Here is a 20,334-nt window from a genome sequence, read left to right on the forward strand (position 1 = left end):
CCTCCGCATCGACGAAGTCGAGCGCATGGGCACACCGAAGATCAGTGAAGCGCGGGGCACGAGCAACGTTATGCCGTTCCCGATGCCAATGCCGGACAAGTAAGGCTTTTCAGAGCTGTAGATTCAGGAGTCGTAGAGTCGATCTGCGACTCAAGGCAGTGGAGCGAACGGTGTGCGACCTTCAGCCGTTTGCAGCTCTTGCAGGTAATTGCGGAAAATTTGCCCCAGTACCTGGGTAGCGACTTCCAGTTCATCGCGCTTCATTTTCGACGACACTTCATCAGCGCTGTCCAGCGCCTCTTCCGAACCGTTGACGGCCGCCATCTTCAGCACGATATACGCCTGAATGTTATTGGCTTGAACGCCTTCGCCGTGGAAAAACATTAAACCGAGCCGATATTGCGCCTGGGCATGGCCTTGCAGCGACGCCTTTTCGAAATAATTCAGTGCTTGAGCAAGGTCACGAGGCGTATTTTTGCCGTCGTAATAAAACTGTCCCAACTCGAATTGTGCTTGTGCATCCCCGGCTTCTGCGGCCTTTTGGCATACCGCCAATGCTTCAGGCAGGTTGTCTGGCTGAGTATTGAGGGTGCAGCGACCCACCGCTGGGATTAACAACGAGTTGCCACCTGCATTCGCCAGCAGGGGATGAAGAAGCAACAGGCAGCCCAAAGCAAGGGCGCGGCCGGTGCGGTTCATGGGAATCGACTTACCTCTAAAAGGTGCGGGCGTACCCGTCCAGCAGAACGCGCTGGCGGCACATTATGAAATAAGCAGGGCCAACCTTACAAAGTCTTTACGGAATTTCTGCTGCACGGGCTTGATGTGCCTGATTTTGCGGGGGAAAACGCTTGCTGAAACTGTCAATAACACCCTGTAGGAGCTGCCGAAGGCTGCGATAAGGTTGGAACAACCTTCAGTGATTTAATTCACAACGACCATTTTATGGTCAATCGCAGCCTTCGGCAGCTCCTACAGGAGATCGGCCGTAGCCTTACTTCAGCGCAGCAAACGCTTTTTCAGCAGCATCCAGTGTCAGTTGCAGTTCGGTTTCACCATGAGCAATTGAGGTGAAGCCGGCTTCGAATGCGCTCGGCGCCAGGTACACGCCGCCATCAAGCATCAGGTGGAAGAAGCGCTTGAAGCGATCCGCGTCGCTGGTCATCACGTCATTGAAGGTCACGATGTTTTTGGCGTCGCTGAAATACAGGCCGAACATGCCACCGGCCTGAGTGGTCACGAACGGAATGCCTGCCGCGTCGGCGCGTTGTTGCAGGCCGGCGAGCAAGCGGGTGGTGAACGCACTCAATTCATCGTGGAAGCCTGGACGGCTGATCAAGCGTAGCGTGGTCAAGCCCGCAGCCATGGCCAGAGGATTGCCCGATAAGGTCCCGGCCTGGTAAACCGGACCCAGTGGTGCGATCTGCGACATGATTTCACGCTTGCCGCCGAAACAGCCAACCGGCATGCCGCCGCCGATGATTTTGCCGAAGGTGCTGAGGTCGGGCGTTACGCCGTAGTGCGCCTGAGCACCGCCCAGTGCAACACGGAAACCGGTCATCACTTCGTCGAAAATCAATACCACGCCGTGTTTGTCGCACAGGGTGCGCAGACCTTCGAGGAAACCGGGGGCAGGTGGTACGCAGTTCATGTTGCCAGCGACGGGCTCGACGATGATGCACGCCACTTCGTCGCCAACTTCATCGAGCATTTTCGCAACTGCATCAATGTCGTTGAACGCGGTGGTCAGCGTGTGCTTGGCGAACGCTGCGGGTACGCCAGCCGAGCTGGGTACGCCTTGGGTCAACGCGCCGGAGCCGGCTTTGACCAACAGGCTGTCGGAATGGCCATGGTAGCAGCCTTCGAACTTGATGATGCTGTCGCGACCGGTGAAACCACGGGCCAGACGAATCGCACTCATGGTCGCTTCGGTGCCGGAGCTGACCATGCGCACCATTTCCATCGACGGCACGATAGCGCACACCAGATCGGCCATTTCAGTTTCCAGCGCAGTGGGCGCGCCGTACGACAGGCCGTGCTCCAATTGCTTACGCACAGCGTCGAGAACTTCCGGATGGCTGTGGCCGAGAATCATCGGTCCCCAGGAGCCGACGTAATCCACATAACGCTTGTCGTCTTCATCGGTGACGTAAGCGCCTGCCGCGTGCTTGAAGAACAGTGGCGTACCGCCCACGCTTTTGAAGGCGCGAACCGGCGAGTTGACGCCGCCAGGGATGTGTTTTTGAGCGTTGGCAAACAGGGTTTCAGAACGGGACATGATGGGGTCTCAGCGTTTAAATCAGGAATTTGTCCTGCGTAGATCACAGCGGCATGCGTTGCTGGTCGACGTAGGCGGTTGTCCAGAATGTGCAGGGGACGGATTATACCTACGTCGTCCAGGGCTATACATGTCCGAATTTGGCCAGACTTTTCCAAGCACCTCTATTACAGTCCGGCACATGAACACTCTCGATCCACTGGTTTGCTACGCCGCCTTTGTCGCTCGTGACCGCCGCTTTGATGGATGGTTTTTCATGGGCGTGTCATCGACGGGTATCTATTGCCGTCCGATTTGCCCGGCGCGCGCGCCACTGGCCAAGAACTGCACCTTCTATTCCAGCGCTGCCGCTGCAGAGCATGCAGGCTTTCGACCCTGCCTGCGCTGCCGTCCAGAACTGGCGCCCGGTCACGGTGTGTTGGACCTGTCCAGTGGGCTGGCACAGGCTGCCGCGCGCTTGATCGAAGAAGGCTTCCTGAACGGCAAAAATCTCTCAGCGCTGGCTGACCGGGTGGGCATCAGCACACGGCACCTGCGGCGGATCTTCGAAGCAGAATTCGGCGTGTCGATGACCGAATACACGCAAACTCAGCGGCTGTTGATCGCCAAGCGATTGCTGACCGACACACAAATGCCGGTTACCGAGGTGGCGCTGGCTGCAGGCTTCGGCAGCGTCAGGCGCTTCAATGGGTTGTTCCAGTCGCAATACGGTTTGAATCCCTTGCGGCTCAGAAAGACCAGTGTTGCGCCGCGTTCAGATACCTTGCGGTTTGAGTTGGCTTATCGGCCGCCGTTTGCCTGGGCCGGCGTATTAGCGTTTCTGGCTCATCGTCAGGTCCGCGGCGTCGAGCACGTGGGTGACGATATTTACGCACGGAGCATCGCTTTTGAACACGCTGGACGTCAGCTGACCGGCTGGATAACGGTCGAGCATGCGCCGTCTCGGCATACCTTGATGGTGACCGTTTCGGTGTCGCTGCAATGTGCGATTGCGCAGCTTCTAGGGCGTGTTCGGCGAATGTTCGATACCCATTGCCGACCTGATCTGGTGGACGCGCACCTCGGTGCGTTGGCTGCTGATTTACCGGGCATGCGCGTTCCCGGGGCCGTTGATGGCTTCGAGGTCGCGGTTCGAGCCATCGTCGGGCAACAAATTTCCGTGGCGAACGCCAGGGTTGTGCTGGGTCGCATTGCCGAGCGGTTCGGAACGTCAGTTGCAGAGGCACCGTTTGGACTGACCCATGCATTTGCGACCGCCGATACGATTGCCCAACTGTTGCCTGAGGACTTGATCGCTACCGGCCTGATTCGTATCCGCGCCGAAGCGATCATCGCGGTGGCGCAAGAAGTTGCGGCCGGTCGAATAGCCTTGGAGCCATTGGTCCCTCTTGAAGGCACGTTAGCAGCGTTGCGACATATCCGCGGAGTCGGCGAGTGGACAGTGCAATACATCGCCATGCGCGCACTGGGTTGGCCAAATGCGTTCCCGGAAGGTGATGCAGTGCTGAAAAAGCATCTCGGCTTTACGGCGGCGGCATTGCTCAACGAACACGCCAACCAGTGGGCGCCATGGCGAGCCTATGCCACTGTGCATCTGTGGCGACAACACGAGGCAGCAAAATCATGATTCAAGGATATTTAGCGTTGAGCCCGCTGGGCGACATCGCCTTGCGCGCCGAAGATGACGCACTGACCGGGGTGTTCTTCGTGGGGCAGAAATATTACCCCGAGTTGGTGTTTGCGGCTGCGCACGAGCGTTCGGTGCCACGCGTGGTCAGCCAAGCGCGGGAACAACTGGCGGAATTTTTCAGCGGCGAACGAAGGGTGTTCGATCTGCCGTTGCGGTTGCGCGGCACCCCGTTTCAGCGCTTGGTCTGGCAGCAATTGCTGTTGATCCCCTACGGCGAAATCGTGTCCTACGGCGCGATGGCAAAAAACATGGGGTTGAGCAGCGGCCATTCCCGAGCAGTGGGTACCGCGAATGGCAGGAATCCTGTGTCGATCATCGTCCCTTGCCACCGGGTGATAGGCAGTAGCGGAGACTTGACCGGGTACGCGGGCGGGGTCGATCGCAAGCAGGCGCTGCTGTCACTGGAAAACATGAACGGCAGGCCCGCCGGGTCCGAGTTCAAACTGATGAGTTCGAACTGATAGCACTGAATCAGCTTGGTTTGAACAGCGCATTAAACGCTTTTGCACGGCGGGTGACTTCCGCAGTGCTATCAGCACCAAACAGGCCGTGAACCACCGCCAGCAAATCGGCGCCGTGCTCCACCAGTGACGCGGCGTTCTCTAGGGTGACGCCGCCGATCACTGCAATCGGCACGGGGAAGCGGGCGCGAGCCTGATCCAACAAATCGAGGTTGCAGCCAGGCGCACCTGGTTTGGTGTTTGAATTGAAAAACCGTCCAAACGCGATATAGCTCGCGCCATCCATCTTGGCCTGGTCGGCCAGTTCCAATTGTCCATGACACGTCGCGCCGATGATCGCCTTGTGTCGTAGCAGTGCACGGGCAGCAGGCAGTGAGCCGTCGGTCTGTCCCAAATGCACGCCAACACCAAGGCGTGCTGCCAGTTCGGCGTCATCGTTAATGATCAGTTGGGTCTTGTAGCGCTCACACAGCCTGAGCAGGGTTTCTGCTTCACGCAGGCGGCGAGCTTCATCGCTGCTTTTGTCTCGGTATTGCAGCAGCGTGACGCCACCCTCTAGGGCAGCTTCGACATAAGACAAGAATTTGCCAGCCAGCAATTGGCTGTCGGTGACGGCGTACAGGCCACGTAATTTCATTGTTGTAGCTTCATCAGTCTGGCCCCAAGGCGTAGCGTTACGAGCAAAAATCCAGTGGCAGGCGGCGTGGTACGAATTGTCCTTTGCCCAACTGTTCCGCGTCGCGTAGCGTACGCCAAGTGTAGTTGAGCGCCGATTGCACCGCGCTGATCAGATTTTCCCCGTGCGCCAAACGGCCTGCCAAGGCACTGGCCAACGTACAGCCTGAACCGTGATAACTGCCGGGCAAACGTTGGCAGGTAAACGTGTGTGTTTCGCCACCGCGGATGTACAAGCGGTTGTGGATAAGTTCTTCGTCGCCGTGGCCACCGGTAATCAGCAGATGTTTGCAAAACGGCAGCAGCTTTTCTGCGCATTCATCCGCAGTACCTTCAGGCAGCTCGGCCAAGATGCGCGCTTCGGGCAGGTTAGGCGTCGCGATCATGGCCAGGGGCAGCAGCCGCTCGCGCATGGCGTAGCCCACCTCGTCTTTGCCCAGCCGGCCGCCGCCGCCAGCGCGTAATACCGGGTCGCACACCAACGGTAAATGCGGATGCTCCAGCAGCAGCTCGACCACGGTGTCGACCATTTCCAGCGAGCCGAGCATGCCCAGCTTGACCGCTGCCACGGTGGAGTCGTTGAGCACCGCATTGGCTTGCGCCAACACCCACTCACGGTCCAGCACCCGGAAATCGGTGACGTTAACGGTGTCTTGCACGGTCAAGGCGGTGATTGCCGGTGCGGCATGGCAGCCTTGAGCGAGAAGGGCTTCAATATCTGCCTGAAGGCCGGCGCCACCACTAGGGTCGTGGCCGGAGAGACAGAGGACAACGGGGCGGGAGCTATAGATAGTCATGGTGCGCGAGCTTACCACCAAACTTTTTGCGGGGCCGCTCGCGAGTACAGGATTTTTTTCATTTGTTTGCGCAAACGTCAATCTAGCGACTATCAGCTTGCCTGCATCATCGGATTAATCAATGTTCGCTGTAATGCCCGGTTTAGAGCCGTTGCACCACCTCTAAAAAAAGTGGTGCGATATAGCCATTCGCCGCTATGCTCCACGGATTCTGACCGACGGTCTGTACAGTGCAGTGCTTTACTTGCAGGAAACCCGGTGCGTTTATAAAAAATAGGCTTATACGATAAAGTCGGTGTTGCACCGTGCTTACTTATTTTTACACCAATTATCGGATCTGCAGGCTGTTGTCGTCTCATAGGGAAGGAGGCTTTTCGACCAGTCAGACGGGCCACGCTGGGGCTGTATGCGCTATTTATTGATTATGTTGGCCGCTTGGCTGCCGCTTATGGCTTTTGCGATCGAGTTTGATGAGACCACCCGAACCTTGCCTTTGGGCCGAGCGGTTCAAGTGTTCGAAGATGTGGCGGGCGACGCGACCATTGAGCAAGTCAGCTCCCCTGAGATGCAGGGGCGTTTTCGCGACCAGAATGCCGACGCACTCAATGCCGGTTATTCGCTGTCGGCTTACTGGTTGAAAGTCGACCTGCAGTTTCGTCCCAAGCAGGCAAATGCGCAGCGCGATTGGTTGCTGGAAATGGGCTATCCGCCCATGGACCACGTCGATCTATACACGGCGAACGAGACGGGACAATTTCAGCTGACGTGGAGGACCGGGGATATGTTGCCGTTCTCGAGCCGCCAGATTAAACAGAACAACTTTCTTTTCGACTTGAACCTGCCTCCCGATCACGTCAAGACCTTCTACGTGCGCGTTGCCGGCCACGGTTCGATTCAGGCGCCGCTCGTCCTTTGGTCCAGTCATGCGTACATCGAAGCACAGCCGGCGCGCATATATGTGCTTGGGCTGATTTACGGCATGTTGCTAGGGATGCTGGTCTATAACCTGTTCATTTACATCGGCGTGCGTGACACCAGCTATTTGTACTACATCCTCTATATCGGCTCTTTCGGGCTGTATCAGATTTCAGTCAACGGCGCGGGCATCGAGTTTTTCTGGCCCGATAACCCATGGTGGGCGAACGCGTCCACGCCGTTTCTGATCGGTTCGGCGGTATTCTTTGCCAGCCAGTTCTCACGGCACTTCCTGGAAACGGCCACGCTGAGTCGCTGGCTTGATCGCTCTTTGTTGTCGATGATGGCCTTTGCCGCCTTGGTGATGGTGTTGTCAGTGGCCATGGATTACGGCGTGGCCTTGAGGTTGGCGACGGGACTGGTACTGCTGTTTACCTTGGTTATCATCGCCACCGGCATCACTGCCAAAGTGCGCGGGCTGCGCGTGGCACGCTACTACATCGTTGCCTGGTCGGTGTTCCTGACAGGTGGCTTGATTAACGCGGTCATGCTGCTGGGTTATCTGCCCAATAACTTCCTGACCATGTACTCCAGCCAAATAGGCTCGGTACTGGAGGTGGCGCTGCTGTCGCTAGCGCTGGCCGACCGCATCAACATGATGCGCGAGCAGCAGGCGCAGATACTGCTGGAGGCCGGGCAGAAGCTGGAAAAGGTAAACCAGCAGCTGGCGACCAGTAACCGCTTGAAAGACGAATTTCTTGCGACGCTAACTCATGAGCTGCGCACGCCTATGAATGGCGTGATCGGCTCATTGGAGTTAATGCAGATGACGCCGATGGACAGCGAGCTAGAGTTGTATCAGCGGACCGCCGCCCGCTCTGCTCAGGACATGATGGGCATGGTCAACGGCATTCTGACGCTGACCGAGCTGCAGGCAGGCAAGCTGTACGCCGTCAACGAGACATTCAGCCTGCGTCGGCTAGTGTCGGATTTACGCAGGCAGTACGTAGGTGTTGCTCAGGTGAAGCATTTGGGGTTCGCCATCGAACTGGACGAGGACCTTCCGGACAGCCTGCTGGGCGACGTCGGCAAATTGCAGCAGTGCGTAGGGTGCTTGCTGGACAATGCGATAAAGTTCACCAAAGTCGGCAGCGTCAGCGTGAGGGTTACCGGCATTTCCAGTGACCCGCAAACCCCGCATGTGCAGATCGAAGTGCTCGATAGCGGTATCGGCTTCAGTCGTTTGGATGAAGCGACCCTCTACCAGACGTTCTTCCAGATCGACAGCTCCATGACCCGAGAATATAGCGGCTTGGGAATAGGGCTGGCAATTTGTCGGCAACTGGTGGAACTGATGGGCGGCACCTTGAACCATGCATCTGAACTCGGTTGCGGCAGTTGCTTCACGCTCAGGGTCCCGCTGAGCGTTTCTGAAGCGGAGCCACAACTTCGATCGTCGGCATTTTATAGTAAGTAACAAGTCTGGCAGCTCCTACAGATCGGCATGGGTGAAAGTGCCGGTACCGAAGTCCGATATGCCGCTTTGAAAAGCCGAGCTGAGCATGATTCACTGGGCTTATAGGCGTGTCCTCCTGGCGCGTCCGGGCAGACAGGAGCGCCTTCATGAACCTGCATCAGTTCGCCGAGACCCACGAAGTCACCAACCAACCACCGTCGCTGGATGGCGTGAACCTCTATCGTATCGACCTGCCGCTGCAAGAGTGGTCGCAGCGGTACGGCGCTGGTTGGGCGCAGTCGCGAATCGATACCTACGGTGCGCTGGCCGGTGGTCCATTAATGGCGGCTGGTTTTCTGGCCAATGAAAACAAGCCGGTGTTTGTAAGCCATGACCGCTACGGGCATCGGATTGATCTGGTGGAGTTTCATCCGGCGTATCACGAACTGATGCGCACCGCCGTTGAACACGGTATTCCGTCGTTGCCATGGACCGACCCACAGCCCGGTGCCCATGTGGCGCGCGCAGCCATGAGTTACCTGCACAGCCAGGCCGAGGCAGGAAGCGGTTGTCCGCTGACGATGACCTTCGCCAGCGTGCCCGCGATGAAAATCCAGCCTGATCTGGCTGAAATCTGGTTGCCGAAAATCCTGGCCACTGAATACGACTCGCGTAACGTCGGAATCAGCCACAAGGCGGGTGCGACCATTGGCATGGCGATGACCGAAAAACAGGGCGGCACCGACGTCCGCGCCAACACCACGCGCGCTTATCCTGTGGGCGCCGGCGGTCCGGGCCAAGCGTACGAACTAGTGGGGCATAAATGGTTCTGCTCGGCGCCGATGTGCGATGCCTTCCTGACCCTCGCCCAGACCGATAAGGGTTTGACCTGCTTTTTGCTGCCGCGCCATCGGCCGGACGACACGCGCAATGAGTTTTACATCCAGCGTCTGAAAAACAAACTGGGCAATTGCTCCAACGCATCCAGCGAAGTCGAGTTTCGCGGCGCTCTGGCGTGGATGCTCGGCGAAGAAGGTCGTGGTGTACCGACCATTATCGAGATGGTCGCCATGACTCGCTTTGATTGCATGATTGGCTCCAGCGCCTTGATGCGTCAGGCCTTGACCCAGGCGGCACACCACTGCGCTCACCGCAGCGTCGGCGGCAGGGTGCTTAGTGAGCAACCGCTGATGCAAAACGTGCTGGCCGATCTCGCGCTGGAAAGCGAAGCGGCGCTAGCGCTGACAATGCGTATGGGCCGCGCCTTGGACCACCTTGAAGACTCACAGGAAGGCCGCTTCGCCCGTTTGGTAACGGCAGTGGGCAAGTATTGGATCTGCAAGCGCGCACCCGCGATGATCAACGAAGCCGCCGAATGCATGGGCGGTGCCGGTTACGTCGAAGACAGTATTCTGCCGCGTCTGTACCGTGAAGCCCCGGTCAACTCGACGTGGGAAGGGTCTGGCAACGTGCAATGTCTGGACGTTTTGCGTGCGTTGTCAAAAGAGCCGGGCGTACTGGATGCCTTATTCGATGAACTGGGCGATGGCCACGGAGATAAGCGATTGGCCGGGCATATCGAACACCTGAAGACCGCGTTCAAGGACACCGGCGACATCCAATACCGTGCCCGGCAATTGACCGAAGATATCGCCATCGCCCTGCAGGCAAAGTTGTTGCTTGAAGCGGGTAATGCAAGCGTCAGTGATGGTTTTATCAGCAGCCGACTGGGCTCGGCAGGTCGGGTGTACGGCGCGCTTCCAAGGGGTGTCGACGTCGCTGCACTGGTCGCACGCTCGTCCCCGCTGTAGGAGCCAACTTGTTGGCGAGGCAATGTACTGGGTGTATGGCTCAGGGACTCTCGGCAACCCGCTGGCTTACGCGATTTATGGACCACGCAGGTCCAGCGCCACGCACGAAAATCTGTGGGACCGAACTTGTTCGGGAAGCAGGCGGCGCGGTCTGTCTGATGTACCGCGATGTTGCCTTCGCGAACAAGTTCGCTCCTACAGGGCTAGCGATCGCGGCGTAACGCGGAAACCTTGGCCCCCACGCTGAGATGCAGGCAAGATACAAGTCTGCAAGATCAGACAGGATGTGTAACGTGACCGAAGCTTTTATTGTCGTTGAAACTGCCGAGCAAGCTGTAGACCGTCTTGCCGTGTTGCACGAACGTGCTACCACTGCGCTGAGCCAGGCGCTCAAGCGTTATCTCAAAGACCGCGTCGAACCGACGGCGGCTGAGCGTGAACTGTTCCGTTACCCAGAATTACGCCTGGTTTATATCTCCCACGGCGAAGTGCCATTGACCACTCGTGCCTACGCTAAGGTCCAGCTGCCAGGCACCTACAGCGTCACCGTGACCCATCCATCGTCTTTTCGCGCCTATTTGCTTGAGCAATTGGGGCCGTTGATGAACGAATTTACCGTCACGGTAACGGTGGGCGTCAGCGAGCAAAATATTCCTTATCCGTACGTGGTCGAGCAGGGCGATGAGCTGGCCGGTTCCGGCGTAACTGCTGCTGCCCTCGCGCGCGTGTTCCCGAGCACTGATTTGTCTGCTGCCACAGACGGCATCGCCGACGGCCTCTACGATTGGGCCAACACCGACCCGTTGCCATTGGCATTGTTCGACGCCGCCCGGGTGGATTTCTCTTTACGCCGTTTGGTGCATTACACCGGCAGCGACTGGCGCCATGTGCAGCCGTGGATCTTGCTGACCAACTACCACCGCTACGTCGACCAGTTCATCGCCCACGGCCTTGACCAACTGCGTGACGATCCGCGTTTCGTGCGCATGGTCTTCCCGGGTAACGTCGTTGTCGACAAGAACATGAGCCATGACGAGGCGCAGACAGTGGTCGCCGGCGTGGTGTGGCATCGCTATCAAATGCCGGCCTATCACCTGATTGCCTCTGATGGTCACGGCGTTACGCTGGTGAACATCGGGGTTGGGCCGTCCAACGCGAAAAATATCACCGACCACTTGGCGGTGCTGCGTCCGCATTGCTGGTTGATGATTGGCCACTGCGGCGGCCTGCGCCAGTCGCAGACCATCGGCGACTATGTGTTGGCTCACGCCTACATGCGCCGCGACGGTATTCTCGACCGGGTTGTACCGCCAAACATTCCTATTCCGGCATTGGCTGAAGTGCAGCTCGCGCTGCAAGAAGCCGCTGCGCAGATCACCGGTGAACGTGGCGACGACCTGAAAAAGCGCCTGCGTACCGGCACTGTTCTCACTTACGACGACCGTAACTGGGAATTGCGTTGGGCACAGGAACGTCCGCTGATCAACTTGTCGCGTGCGGTCGCGGTGGACATGGAAAGTGGCACTATCGCAGCTCAAGGTTATCGTTTGCGCGTGCCGTACGGCACTTTGCTTTGCGTATCGGACAAGCCGTTGCACAGCGAAATCAAATTGCCTGGCTCGGCTAACGCCTTCTATGAGCGTGCGGTCAGCCAGCATTTGAAAATCGGCATCGCGGCAGTCGATCTGTTACGCACGCAGCTTAACTCACTGCACTCACGTAAATTGCGCAGCTTCGACGAGCCACCGTTCCGGTAATTAAGCGGTTCGGTTAGGTATTTACGCCAAGGGCCACTAAAGTGGCCCTTTCTGTTTTCGAATATTGACCGTCATGCCCCGCACCCAACGTCCCGCACCGCGCCGTTCTGCCACTGGTTCACCGAGCAATGAAAAGCGCCGCGTCGCCAAAGCCCCGCCTGCCGAACCTAAACTGATTCTGTTCAATAAACCGTTCGATGTGTTGACGCAATTCAGCGACGCAGAAGGGCGCCCAACGCTGAAGAACTTCATCGATATCCCCGGTATTTACCCTGCCGGGCGCCTGGATCGGGACAGTGAAGGATTATTGCTACTGACCAACGATGGTCAGTTACAGGCGCGGATTGCTGATCCTAAACATAAGTTGGCGAAAACCTATTGGGTGCAAGTCGACGGCGAGCCGACCGAGGAGCAGTTACAGCGGCTGCGTGATGGCGTCGAACTGAACGATGGCCCGACCTTGCCAGCGCAGGTGCGTCAGTTGGACGAACCGCAATTATGGCCGCGCACTCCACCGGTACGGTTCCGACAGAACCTGCCGACTAGCTGGCTGGAATTGGTTATCAAAGAAGGTCGCAATCGACAGGTCCGCCGCATGACCGCCGCCGTGGGGCTGCCGACATTGCGCTTGGTGCGTGTGCGCATTGGTGACTGGACCATTGAAGGGCTGGCGCAAGGGCAGTGGCGGGAAGTGCCAGCGAAGTTGTGATATTTGTGTTGCTGCGCGAAATCGATATCACGCCTCAAGAAACGCAATCACGACGCTTTTGATCACAAACGCGAGAATCCCCAACCCCAATACGCAGAACAGGATGATGGTGCCGAATTTGCCGGCTTTGGACTTCTTCGCCAAGTCCCAAACAATAAAACCCATGAATCCGACGAGGATGGTGACCAGGATCGTCATCATCCACTCTTCAAAGATTGCGGGGTCTACGTTCATCATTCTCTCCAGCCGATAGGCGATGCCCGACGATTATACGCAACGCCTGAGGTGCTGCGTATTACGCTTAAGGTCGCAGGTGCGTCAACGGTAGTTCAGTGCTGGCCAATACCTGGTTCAGTACAAAGCTGGATCGCACACTGGTGACGCCTTCAATGCGGGTCAAATGACCCAGCAGCAGCTTCTGATAGTGGTCCATGTCTGGCACGACTACTTTCAACTGATAGTCGGCATCCATTCCTGTGACCAGGCTGCATTCCAGCACTTGCGGCAGGTTGCGAATCTGCTGCTCGAAGTGCTCAAAGCGCTCTGGGGTGTGTCGGTCCATGCCGATCAGCACGTAGGCCGTCAGGGTCAGGCCGAGCTTTTTACGGTCCAGCAGAGCCACCTGACGGGAGATGTAACCATCGTCTTCAAGCTGCTTGACCCGTCTAGAGCAGGGCGAAGGCGACAGGCCAATGCGCTCGGCCAGTTCTTGATTGGAGATCCGGGCATCACGTTGCAATTCAGCCAAAATGCTCAGGTCATATCTGTCGAGTTTGCTCACAGTTCTCACCTTTCCAAGATCTATTGCGCTGGATTATGGATATGAAGTTAAAAATTGCGCAAGCGATGTTTTTATAAGCAATATTCGCAATCCGTTGCTAGCGCCTCAGGCCTATTCTTATTAACAGAATCACTGCCCGGACATAGCGTCCAGCGCGGCTCTCCGAATCAGGTCAGCTGCGGCCGCCACCCCAACAGGGTTGGTCAGGCCACCGGGCTACACACTGTCCAGAAGAGGGGTGATGTGAGCCGACGTCAAAAGCGTTGAGCACGGACCGATTTCAAAGGGGAGCCAGCAGGCTCCCTTTTTTATTGTGCGCGACATCTACTAAAAGCGTCCGCACGCTGTCGAATGGACTGTTAGAGTGCTGCCCTATGGCGCATCCACTAGGCAGTCTTATCAATGGGCATTTGCACCACAGTGAGGAAAGCATGAAATCGTGCATCTGGCGTTTAGCAGGTGTTAGTTTGCTGTGTTTGAGTATCAGCGCCCAGGCGTTGGCTGAAGGCCAAGGTAATGATGGGCAGGGCGAAAATCATGAACGCCCAGCTGGCCGTCCTCAAGGTGAGCAACAACATCAGCAACAGCAACAGCAACAACAACATCAGCAACAAGAGCAGCAGCAACAGCGCCAGCAGCAAGACCAGCAACGCCAGCAGCAGGGGCAGCAACAACAGCGCCAGCAGCAAGACCAGCAACGCCAGCAGCAGGTGCAGCAACAACAGCGTCAGCAGCAAGACCAGCAACGCCAGCAACAGGTGCAGCAACAGGTGCAGCAACAACAGCGTCAGCAGCAAGACCAGCAACGCCAGCAGCAGGGGCAGCAACAAGAGCGCCAGCAGCAAGACCAGCAACGCCAGCAGCAGGCTCAACAGCAGCAGCGGCAGCAGGATCAACAACGCCAGCAGCAGGGGCAGCAACATCAGCAGGAACCTGCGCGCTTGCCCATTCAGGGTCGTCCTGATGAAGTGCGACAATCACAGCCGCGCCAAGGCAACAACCAAGACAATCGTCAGGGTAACAATCAACATTGGCAGGGTGGTGGTGCACCGCCTCGGCCGGGTGGTGGCGACGGTCGCCCCGGCAATGACCGTTGGCATGGTCGCCCGGACGGGCATGGCAATGGATGGGGCCCAGGTCCGCAATATCGCCCTGGTTATGTGATCAACAGCATTCCCGGTGGCCATTCGCGGGTCGGCTGGCATGGTCAGGACTACTTTTACTCTGGTGGTTACTGGTATCGCCCACAAGGCCCACGCTATGTGATCGTGCAGCCGCCACGCGGGATTCGCGTTCACGAGTTGCCGTCGTATTCGCAGGAAGTGTGGTTGGGCAGTACGTTGTTCTTTGTGGCGGCAGGCACTTACTACCTGTACCAGCAGGATACGCAGGACTATGTTGTCGCCGAGCCGCCGCAAGGGGCCGAGCCGGTTTACACCCCAGATGCTCCGCCGCAGCAACAAGCGTCGTACAGCTATGACCCAACGGCTTATCCTGCCAACGGCCAGAGCCAAGAGCAGCAACAGCAAGACATGTATGACTGCCACATGTACGGCGTCAATCAGAGCGGCTTTGATCCACAGTCCGTGACGTATGCGCCTTCACCCCAAGTCGTCGATGTCTATCGGCGCGCAATGGGCGGTTGTTTGGTGGCGCGCGGCTACAGCGTCAACTAACGGCTAAGCCAGCAGTTGGGCACGTAAAAACAGCCGTCAAACGACGGCTGTTTTCGTGACGACTTCTCGAGGGTCGGCGTGCACCAGCACCTCGGCTTTCGGGTATTCATCTTCAATGGCGTCGGCCACGCGATCACACAATGCGTGGGCAACCGTCAGCGTCAAATGCCCCGGCAATTCAAGATGCAACTGAACGAACCAGTGGTTACCGGATATCCGCGTGCGCAGATCGTGGGCGCCGAGGACGCCGGGCACGTCTCGCGCCAGATTTAACATGCGCAGGCTAATGTCCGGCGCAAGCTCTTCATCCATCAACACTGACACGGTTTCCCGTGCGATCTGGATTGAACTCCACAAGATATAAACGGAAATCGCCAGACCAAAGTAGGCGTCCAGTTGCTGCCAACCGAACACCGCCAGGATCAACGCCAACAAAATGCTGGCGTTGAGCAACAGGTCCGAACGGTAGTGCAGCGAGTCCGCACGAATGGCGGTCGAGCCGGTCTCGCGGATGACTTTGTGTTGCAGCATCAACAGCGCCACGGTCAGCACAATCGACAACAGCATCACCGCAATGCCCAGGCCGGGAGCGCCCAAAGGCATTGGATGCAAAATCCGCTCGATTGCCTGATAGGCGATCAACACCGCACTCACGCCAATAAACAGCGATTGGGCGATACCGGACAGCGCCTCAGCCTTGCCGTGCCCATAACGATGATCATCATCGGCAGGTCGCAACGCGTAATGCACCGCGAGCAAGTTAAGGAACGACGCGGCGCCGTCGAGCGCCGAATCGGTCAGCCCCGCCAGCAGACTCACTGAGCCGCTGAGCCACCAGGCAATGCCTTTGGCGACGATTAAAATGCTCGCGACAACTAGCGACGCACGGGTCGCCAGACGCAACAAGCGTTCATGTTCGGTGCTGATGTTCATGACTGTTCCTTGAATCAGGCGGAAGGCGGCAACAGGCCGAACATCGCCAGTTGTTGCGCACTGCCACGGTGCTGGATCAAGCGCGGATCGTTAAGCGGCAAGCTGCGGCCCAGCTCGCTTTCAAGAATCGCCTGCAATTTGCTGTTATCGATGCTGCCGTCAGCGTTGACGGCAGGCCGCAGTTTTTCCGGATTGACCTGAGCAGTCTTACCAGCAGGCAAGTAAATCGCGCCGGTGGTGAAGTCGACCGCGAACGCGATCAGGCCGGGAACGATGTAGAACAACAAACCGATAGCATCCAGACCGATGATCAAGGGATCGACCTTGCCGTCAATCTGACCGCGTCGGTCCGGAAAGAAAATGCTGCCGCAAGCGGTCATTTGAGTCAGCAGAGCAGCGACCAGAACGCCGCCGATGAAACGGGAGGGTATGCGCATAAGTAACTCCTGAGAGAAAGGGCAACTATACAAGGCAAATGCTTCGTAGCTAAGACTATTGGCGCGGTGCTTCGTGCGATTGAGTAATGCGGCTGTGAGCCTCGTATACTTCCCGGCTTGTTCTGGAGCCGCCATGATTTCCCTGCCCATCGATGCTGTCCTGCCCGCCCTGCGTGAAGCCTTGGCCGTGCGCCATGAAGCGGTGCTTGAAGCACCGCCCGGTGCCGGTAAAACCACCCGTGTGCCGTTGGCTTTGTTGCACGAGCCGTGGCTTGCCGGGCAAACCATTCTGATGCTCGAACCGCGTCGGTTGGCGGCGCGGGCGGCGGCTGAGCGGCTGGCAAGTGAGCTGGGCGAGAAGGTCGGTGAAACCGTGGGTTATCGCATTCGCCTGGAAAGCAGAGTCGGCCCGACTACCCGAATCGAAGTCGTCACCGAAGGCATCCTCACCCGTCGTTTGCAGGACGATCCAGCGCTGGAAGGTGTGGGGCTGCTGATCTTCGATGAGTTCCATGAACGGAGTTTGGACGCTGACCTGGCTTTGGCTTTGAGCCTCAACGGTCGCGCGCTGTTTCGTGACGAGCAGCCGCTGAAGATTCTGTTGATGTCGGCGACGCTGGAGGGTGAGCGCTTGTCCAGCTTGCTCGACGATGCACCGGTGTTGCGCAGCGATGGGCGGATGTTTCCGGTGGCGATGCAGTGGGGGCGGCCGTTTCAGCCTGGCGAGTTCATCGAACCTCGGGTAGTAGAGGCTGTGCTCGATGCCATCGGTAGTGAGTCCGGCAGTGTGCTGGTGTTTTTGCCGGGGCAAGCAGAGATCCGCAGGGTGAATCAACAACTGGCCGACGCGCTAGGCGAGCGGCACGACATTATGCTGTGCCCGTTGCATGGCGAACTGGACCTGAACGCCCAGCGTGCAGCCATCGAACCAGCACCGAAAGGCGTACGTAAAGTGGTGTTGGCGACCAACATCGCCGAAACCAGTTTGACCATCGATGGCGTGCGCGTGGTGATTGATGCCGGGCTGGCGCGGGTGCCGCGTTTTGATCCCGGTAGCGGCATGACTCGCCTTGATACCCAGCGTATCTCCCGCGCCAGCGCTACTCAGCGTGCAGGACGGGCCGGTCGTTTGGAGCCCGGCGTGTGTTATCGCCTGTGGTCTGAGGCGCAGCATGACCAGTTGGCTGCATACGGCACGGCAGAAATTCTGCAAGCGGACTTGGCTGGCCTCGCGCTGCAACTGGCGCGTTGGGGTGTCACGCCGGCGCAATTGGTGTGGCTCGATTTACCACCGGCTGCGGCGTATTCCCAAGCTCAAGATCTGCTCGCTCGGTTGAATGGATTGAGTCAGAAACCGGGCGAAGATTGGAAACTTACCAATCACGGCCAAGCCATGGCTGAACTGCCCGCGCACCCGCGTATTGCGCATTTACTGCTGCGAGGGCAGGCGCTTGGGCTGGGCGAGTTGGCCTGCGACGTCGCGGCATTGTTGGGCGAACGCGATATTTTGCGCGGTGCCGGCGCCGATTTGCACAGTCGGCTGACCCTACTCGCGGGTACGGAGCGTGCAGCCCGTGGCGCTCAGGGTGGCGTGCAGCGGGCGAAACAGTTATCGCGGCAATACCGAGGGCTGTTGCAGAAACAGCGCGGCATTTCGACTGCTCCAGTCAGCGACCCTGACCACCCGCGCTGGCCTGGCGCTTTGCTGGCATTCGCCTACCCGGATCGCGTCGCACAACAACGGCGTGCTGGCGGCGCCGAATACCGATTGGCCAATGGTCGCGCGGCGCTGTTCTCCGAGGCCGATGCGTTGATGAAACAGCCGTGGCTAGTGGTCGCCGATTTGGGCAGTCGCCAAGGACAGCGTGAAGAGCGCATCTACATGGCCGCGGAGTTTGATCCGGCGCTGTTTGATTCGGTATTGGCCGAGCAAGTGACGGCGGTCGACTTTCTGGAGTGGGATGAGCGCGAAGGCGTGTTCCGCGCCGAGCGTCAGCGCAAAGTCGGCGAGCTGATTTTAAGTCGCGAACCGTTAACGGGGCTCGACGAAACCGCTCGAAGCCAAGCGTTATTGGCGCTGGTGCGGCGCAAGGGGTTAGAGCTATTGCCGTGGACGCCGGAGCTGCGCCAATGGCAGGCGCGGGTTTCGCTGTTGCGGCAGCTCGATTTGGAAAACCAGCCTGACAGTCAATGGCCGGATGTGCGTGATGCCGCGTTGTTGGCGACGCTGGAAAACTGGTTGATGCCGTACTTGGGCAAAGTGTCGCGACTCAGCCATTTTGGCAATCTGGACCTGTCGTCGATCCTGCACAACGTGCTGCCTTGGCCATTGCCGCAACGCCTGGATGAACTGGCGCCGCATCATTTGAATGTCCCGTCTGGGTCTTCAGTGCGCCTGGATTACAGTGAGCACCCACCGATCCTTGCCGTGCGCCTGCAAGAGCTGTTCGGCTTGGCCGACACTCCGCGCATTGCTGGTGGTCGGCAAATCATCAAACTGCACCTGCTGTCACCGGCTCGCCGCCCCGTGCAAGTGACGCAGGATCTAGCCAACTTCTGGCGCAGCACCTATGCCGAGGTGAAGAAGGACTTGAAGGGGCGGTATCCCAAGCTATCACGCGACGTACGCAAAATTGCTTGATCGTGATACGTTCAATGATTGACACTTTCCCTTGAAAGCTAATCGCTCAACGTTCATGATTGACACCTTCGCATGATGAGGTGTTTTGGTGGCCACGTTCGAGAATCCGGCTCACAGAGGTCGGTTGGTTGTAATTCCTCAAGTCTGGGAAGCTTTTGCAGATCTCCATTTTGGTGAAGAGCCTGAGGGTGCAATACCTATCACGATTAATGGAGCCAATTGTTTAGTTCATGGCTATCAAGTTAACGATTCGTTTGGTGACGAAATATCTCGAAGTATATTCAATCTTCCCTTTCTCTTTCACCGCAATGGTGAACCGTGGAGGGAAGCTAATTCATACATACTCAATCTTGTAAAAGACAAGCATTTGAACAGTCGCCCTACAGACGAGGCAAGGCGTAAAGCAAGTCGTTTGCTTGATTATTTGATGTTTTGTGAAAGTAATAATATTAACTGGCTTGATTTTTCTGGTAGGCGTTTAACGCAGCGACCGACCTATCGATATCATCGCCATTTATTAGACATGTCTGAGCGCGGCGCACAGGTATCTAACCAATACACCGGTGTCGTTTATAACTTCTATGAGTTCGTTTCTAAGTATTGGCATGATATAGATATGTCTCGGGTTGATACAGTCCGAGAAATCAATATCAGTATTGAAAATTCGTACGGAATCTCTAGACGAATTACGGTGGAAAAAAGAAGCCAGACACAGAGCTATAGCAAAAATAAAAGTATACCCCCGGGCTTTGTAGACGATGAAGGTGAATGTTTAAGGCCTTTGACGAATGTGCAGCTTGCAGAGTTGATAGATATTATCCAATCAGAGAGTTGGAGCGCTCAAGAGCGTTTGATCATGCTTTTCGCGGTGATGACAGGAGCCAGAAAGCAAACTGTTTTAACGCTGAGAGTCAAGCACGTCGAGGCGCTGATCAAAGGAAAACTTCAGTCAGATGGAACGTACCAATTAAAAGCCGGGCCTGGAACAGGGATTGATACAAAAAACAGTAAGCCTCAAACTCTGCATCTGCCTAAACAACTGGCTGAAGACTTGCTCGTGTATGTCAGAAGTCCCTATGCAAAAAGGCGACGTCAGAAGTTTCAAAATGCTTACTCATTGAATTTTCCTGGGCTTGAAGGAATAGCTGAGGACGAAATGTATGTTTTTTTGTCTGAGCAAGCTAATTGTTACTATATGGCATCGACTGACCCTCGGTATCGTTTCTCTAAAACGAGACCACTTGGTGCGGTGACCGATACCCTTAAAAAGAAGCTAATGAAAAGCGCCTCCTCTGAGTTTTCAAAAGACTTCACCTA

At 57.1% G+C, this 20,334-nt stretch carries 17 protein-coding genes and 2 pseudogenes; 10 read left to right on the forward strand and 9 right to left on the reverse strand.

Annotation, left to right across the window (positions count from 1 at the left end; translation table 11 throughout):
• Positions 1-103, forward strand: a pseudogene (locus M0974_RS03085) (DUF1820 family protein); the annotation flags it as partial.
• A gap of 47 nt (positions 104-150) precedes the next feature.
• On the opposite strand, the gene M0974_RS03090 reads toward M0974_RS03085, so the two are convergent.
• Both M0974_RS03090 and hemL read right to left on the reverse strand, forming a co-directional pair.
• Positions 151-699 (reverse strand): tetratricopeptide repeat protein, encoded by a 549-nt coding sequence (locus tag M0974_RS03090; protein WP_297832624.1) that lies wholly within the window; start codon positions 697-699, stop codon positions 151-153.
• Positions 700-994: 295 nt separating this feature from the next.
• On the reverse strand, positions 995-2,278 hold the full coding sequence (gene hemL, locus M0974_RS03095; protein WP_297832627.1) for a glutamate-1-semialdehyde 2,1-aminomutase: 1,284 nt from the start codon (positions 2,276-2,278) through the stop codon (positions 995-997).
• Between the two features lie 181 nt (positions 2,279-2,459).
• Between hemL and M0974_RS03100 the strand changes: the two genes are divergently transcribed.
• Together M0974_RS03100 and M0974_RS03105 are read left to right on the forward strand one after the other, a co-directional pair.
• Positions 2,460-3,905 (forward strand): DNA-3-methyladenine glycosylase 2 family protein, encoded by a 1,446-nt coding sequence (locus M0974_RS03100; RefSeq protein ID WP_297832630.1) that lies wholly within the window; start codon positions 2,460-2,462, stop codon positions 3,903-3,905.
• Positions 3,902-4,429: a methylated-DNA--[protein]-cysteine S-methyltransferase gene (locus tag M0974_RS03105; protein ID WP_297832634.1), complete on the forward strand. Its 528-nt coding sequence runs from the start codon at positions 3,902-3,904 to the stop codon at positions 4,427-4,429. Before M0974_RS03100 ends, M0974_RS03105 begins: the two co-directional genes overlap by 4 nt.
• Positions 4,430-4,439: 10 nt before the next feature.
• Here M0974_RS03105 and thiE read toward each other — a convergent pair whose 3' ends face one another.
• Complete coding sequence (gene thiE / locus M0974_RS03110; protein ID WP_297832637.1) at positions 4,440-5,066, reverse strand: thiamine phosphate synthase; 627 nt, start codon at positions 5,064-5,066, stop codon at positions 4,440-4,442.
• A gap of 37 nt (positions 5,067-5,103) precedes the next feature.
• Complete coding sequence (locus tag M0974_RS03115; RefSeq protein WP_297832640.1) at positions 5,104-5,901, reverse strand: hydroxymethylpyrimidine/phosphomethylpyrimidine kinase; 798 nt, start codon at positions 5,899-5,901, stop codon at positions 5,104-5,106.
• 406 nt (positions 5,902-6,307) lie between these two features.
• On the opposite strand from M0974_RS03115, the pseudogene M0974_RS03120 reads away from it, so the two are divergent.
• The 4 genes and pseudogenes from M0974_RS03120 to M0974_RS03135 all read left to right on the forward strand — a co-directional run.
• Positions 6,308-8,233 (forward strand): annotated as a pseudogene (locus tag M0974_RS03120) (sensor histidine kinase); the annotation flags it as partial.
• Positions 8,234-8,439: 206 nt separating this feature from the next.
• Entirely contained in the window at positions 8,440-10,083 is a 1,644-nt protein-coding gene (locus tag M0974_RS03125) for an acyl-CoA dehydrogenase family protein (protein ID WP_297832643.1), read from the forward strand.
• A 284-nt stretch (positions 10,084-10,367) separates the two neighbouring features.
• On the forward strand, positions 10,368-11,840 hold the full coding sequence (gene amn / locus M0974_RS03130; protein ID WP_297832646.1) for an AMP nucleosidase: 1,473 nt from the start codon (positions 10,368-10,370) through the stop codon (positions 11,838-11,840).
• A 73-nt stretch (positions 11,841-11,913) separates the two neighbouring features.
• The gene (locus M0974_RS03135; RefSeq protein WP_297832649.1) at positions 11,914-12,549 is read left to right on the forward strand and encodes a pseudouridine synthase; all 636 of its coding nucleotides are present in this window, start codon (positions 11,914-11,916) and stop codon (positions 12,547-12,549) included.
• A gap of 27 nt (positions 12,550-12,576) precedes the next feature.
• Here M0974_RS03135 and M0974_RS03140 read toward each other — a convergent pair whose 3' ends face one another.
• The 3 genes from M0974_RS03140 to M0974_RS33285 all read right to left on the reverse strand — a co-directional run bounded on the left by M0974_RS03140 (position 12,577) and on the right by M0974_RS33285 (position 14,253).
• The gene (locus tag M0974_RS03140) at positions 12,577-12,786 is read right to left on the reverse strand and encodes a DUF2788 domain-containing protein (protein ID WP_297832651.1); all 210 of its coding nucleotides are present in this window, start codon (positions 12,784-12,786) and stop codon (positions 12,577-12,579) included.
• 64 nt (positions 12,787-12,850) lie between these two features.
• Positions 12,851-13,330: an Lrp/AsnC family transcriptional regulator gene (locus tag M0974_RS03145; protein WP_297832654.1), complete on the reverse strand. Its 480-nt coding sequence runs from the start codon at positions 13,328-13,330 to the stop codon at positions 12,851-12,853.
• Between the two features lie 452 nt (positions 13,331-13,782).
• Complete coding sequence (locus tag M0974_RS33285; protein WP_367278945.1) at positions 13,783-14,253, reverse strand: hypothetical protein; 471 nt, start codon at positions 14,251-14,253, stop codon at positions 13,783-13,785.
• A gap of 18 nt (positions 14,254-14,271) precedes the next feature.
• Here M0974_RS33285 and M0974_RS33290 point away from each other — a divergent pair, with 18 nt between their 5' ends.
• Positions 14,272-15,006, forward strand: coding sequence for a DUF6515 family protein (locus M0974_RS33290; protein ID WP_367278946.1), 735 nt, complete (start codon positions 14,272-14,274; stop codon positions 15,004-15,006).
• Between the two features lie 36 nt (positions 15,007-15,042).
• Here M0974_RS33290 and M0974_RS03155 read toward each other — a convergent pair whose 3' ends face one another.
• Together M0974_RS03155 and M0974_RS03160 are read right to left on the reverse strand one after the other, a co-directional pair.
• Positions 15,043-15,939, reverse strand: a complete 897-nt coding sequence (locus tag M0974_RS03155) for a cation diffusion facilitator family transporter (protein ID WP_297832661.1) — start codon at positions 15,937-15,939, stop codon at positions 15,043-15,045.
• A 14-nt stretch (positions 15,940-15,953) separates the two neighbouring features.
• Positions 15,954-16,376: a polyribonucleotide nucleotidyltransferase gene (locus M0974_RS03160; RefSeq protein ID WP_297832664.1), complete on the reverse strand. Its 423-nt coding sequence runs from the start codon at positions 16,374-16,376 to the stop codon at positions 15,954-15,956.
• A gap of 133 nt (positions 16,377-16,509) precedes the next feature.
• Between M0974_RS03160 and hrpB the strand changes: the two genes are divergently transcribed.
• The gene (gene hrpB / locus M0974_RS03165; protein ID WP_297832667.1) at positions 16,510-19,017 is read left to right on the forward strand and encodes an ATP-dependent helicase HrpB; all 2,508 of its coding nucleotides are present in this window, start codon (positions 16,510-16,512) and stop codon (positions 19,015-19,017) included.
• 88 nt (positions 19,018-19,105) lie between these two features.
• Positions 19,106-20,334, forward strand: a 1,229-nt coding sequence (locus M0974_RS03170) for a site-specific integrase (protein ID WP_297832669.1), incomplete at its 3' end; no start/stop codon positions are given.

The sequence above is a fragment of the Pseudomonas sp. genome (genome assembly GCF_026224925.1).
Lineage (GTDB): Bacteria > Pseudomonadota > Gammaproteobacteria > Pseudomonadales > Pseudomonadaceae > Aquipseudomonas.

What these genes read in the sequence shown, in the direction of transcription:
- M0974_RS03090 (WP_297832624.1), bottom strand. Translation starts at nt 699, where the DNA reads ATGAACCGCACCGGCCGCGCCCTTGCTTTGGGCTGCCTGTTGCTTCTT.
- hemL (WP_297832627.1), bottom strand. Translation starts at nt 2,278, where the DNA reads ATGTCCCGTTCTGAAACCCTGTTTGCCAACGCTCAAAAACACATCCCT.
- M0974_RS03100 (WP_297832630.1), top strand. Translation starts at nt 2,460, where the DNA reads ATGAACACTCTCGATCCACTGGTTTGCTACGCCGCCTTTGTCGCTCGT.
- M0974_RS03105 (WP_297832634.1), top strand. Translation starts at nt 3,902, where the DNA reads ATGATTCAAGGATATTTAGCGTTGAGCCCGCTGGGCGACATCGCCTTG.
- thiE (WP_297832637.1), bottom strand. Translation starts at nt 5,066, where the DNA reads ATGAAATTACGTGGCCTGTACGCCGTCACCGACAGCCAATTGCTGGCT.
- M0974_RS03115 (WP_297832640.1), bottom strand. Translation starts at nt 5,901, where the DNA reads ATGACTATCTATAGCTCCCGCCCCGTTGTCCTCTGTCTCTCCGGCCAC.
- M0974_RS03125 (WP_297832643.1), top strand. Translation starts at nt 8,440, where the DNA reads ATGAACCTGCATCAGTTCGCCGAGACCCACGAAGTCACCAACCAACCA.
- amn (WP_297832646.1), top strand. Translation starts at nt 10,368, where the DNA reads ATGTGTAACGTGACCGAAGCTTTTATTGTCGTTGAAACTGCCGAGCAA.
- M0974_RS03135 (WP_297832649.1), top strand. Translation starts at nt 11,914, where the DNA reads ATGCCCCGCACCCAACGTCCCGCACCGCGCCGTTCTGCCACTGGTTCA.
- M0974_RS03140 (WP_297832651.1), bottom strand. Translation starts at nt 12,786, where the DNA reads ATGATGAACGTAGACCCCGCAATCTTTGAAGAGTGGATGATGACGATC.
- M0974_RS33285 (WP_367278945.1), bottom strand. Translation starts at nt 14,253, where the DNA reads ATGTTGCTGCCCCTGCTGCTGGCGTTGTTGATCCTGCTGCCGCTGCTG.
- M0974_RS03155 (WP_297832661.1), bottom strand. Translation starts at nt 15,939, where the DNA reads ATGAACATCAGCACCGAACATGAACGCTTGTTGCGTCTGGCGACCCGT.
- M0974_RS03160 (WP_297832664.1), bottom strand. Translation starts at nt 16,376, where the DNA reads ATGCGCATACCCTCCCGTTTCATCGGCGGCGTTCTGGTCGCTGCTCTG.
- hrpB (WP_297832667.1), top strand. Translation starts at nt 16,510, where the DNA reads ATGATTTCCCTGCCCATCGATGCTGTCCTGCCCGCCCTGCGTGAAGCC.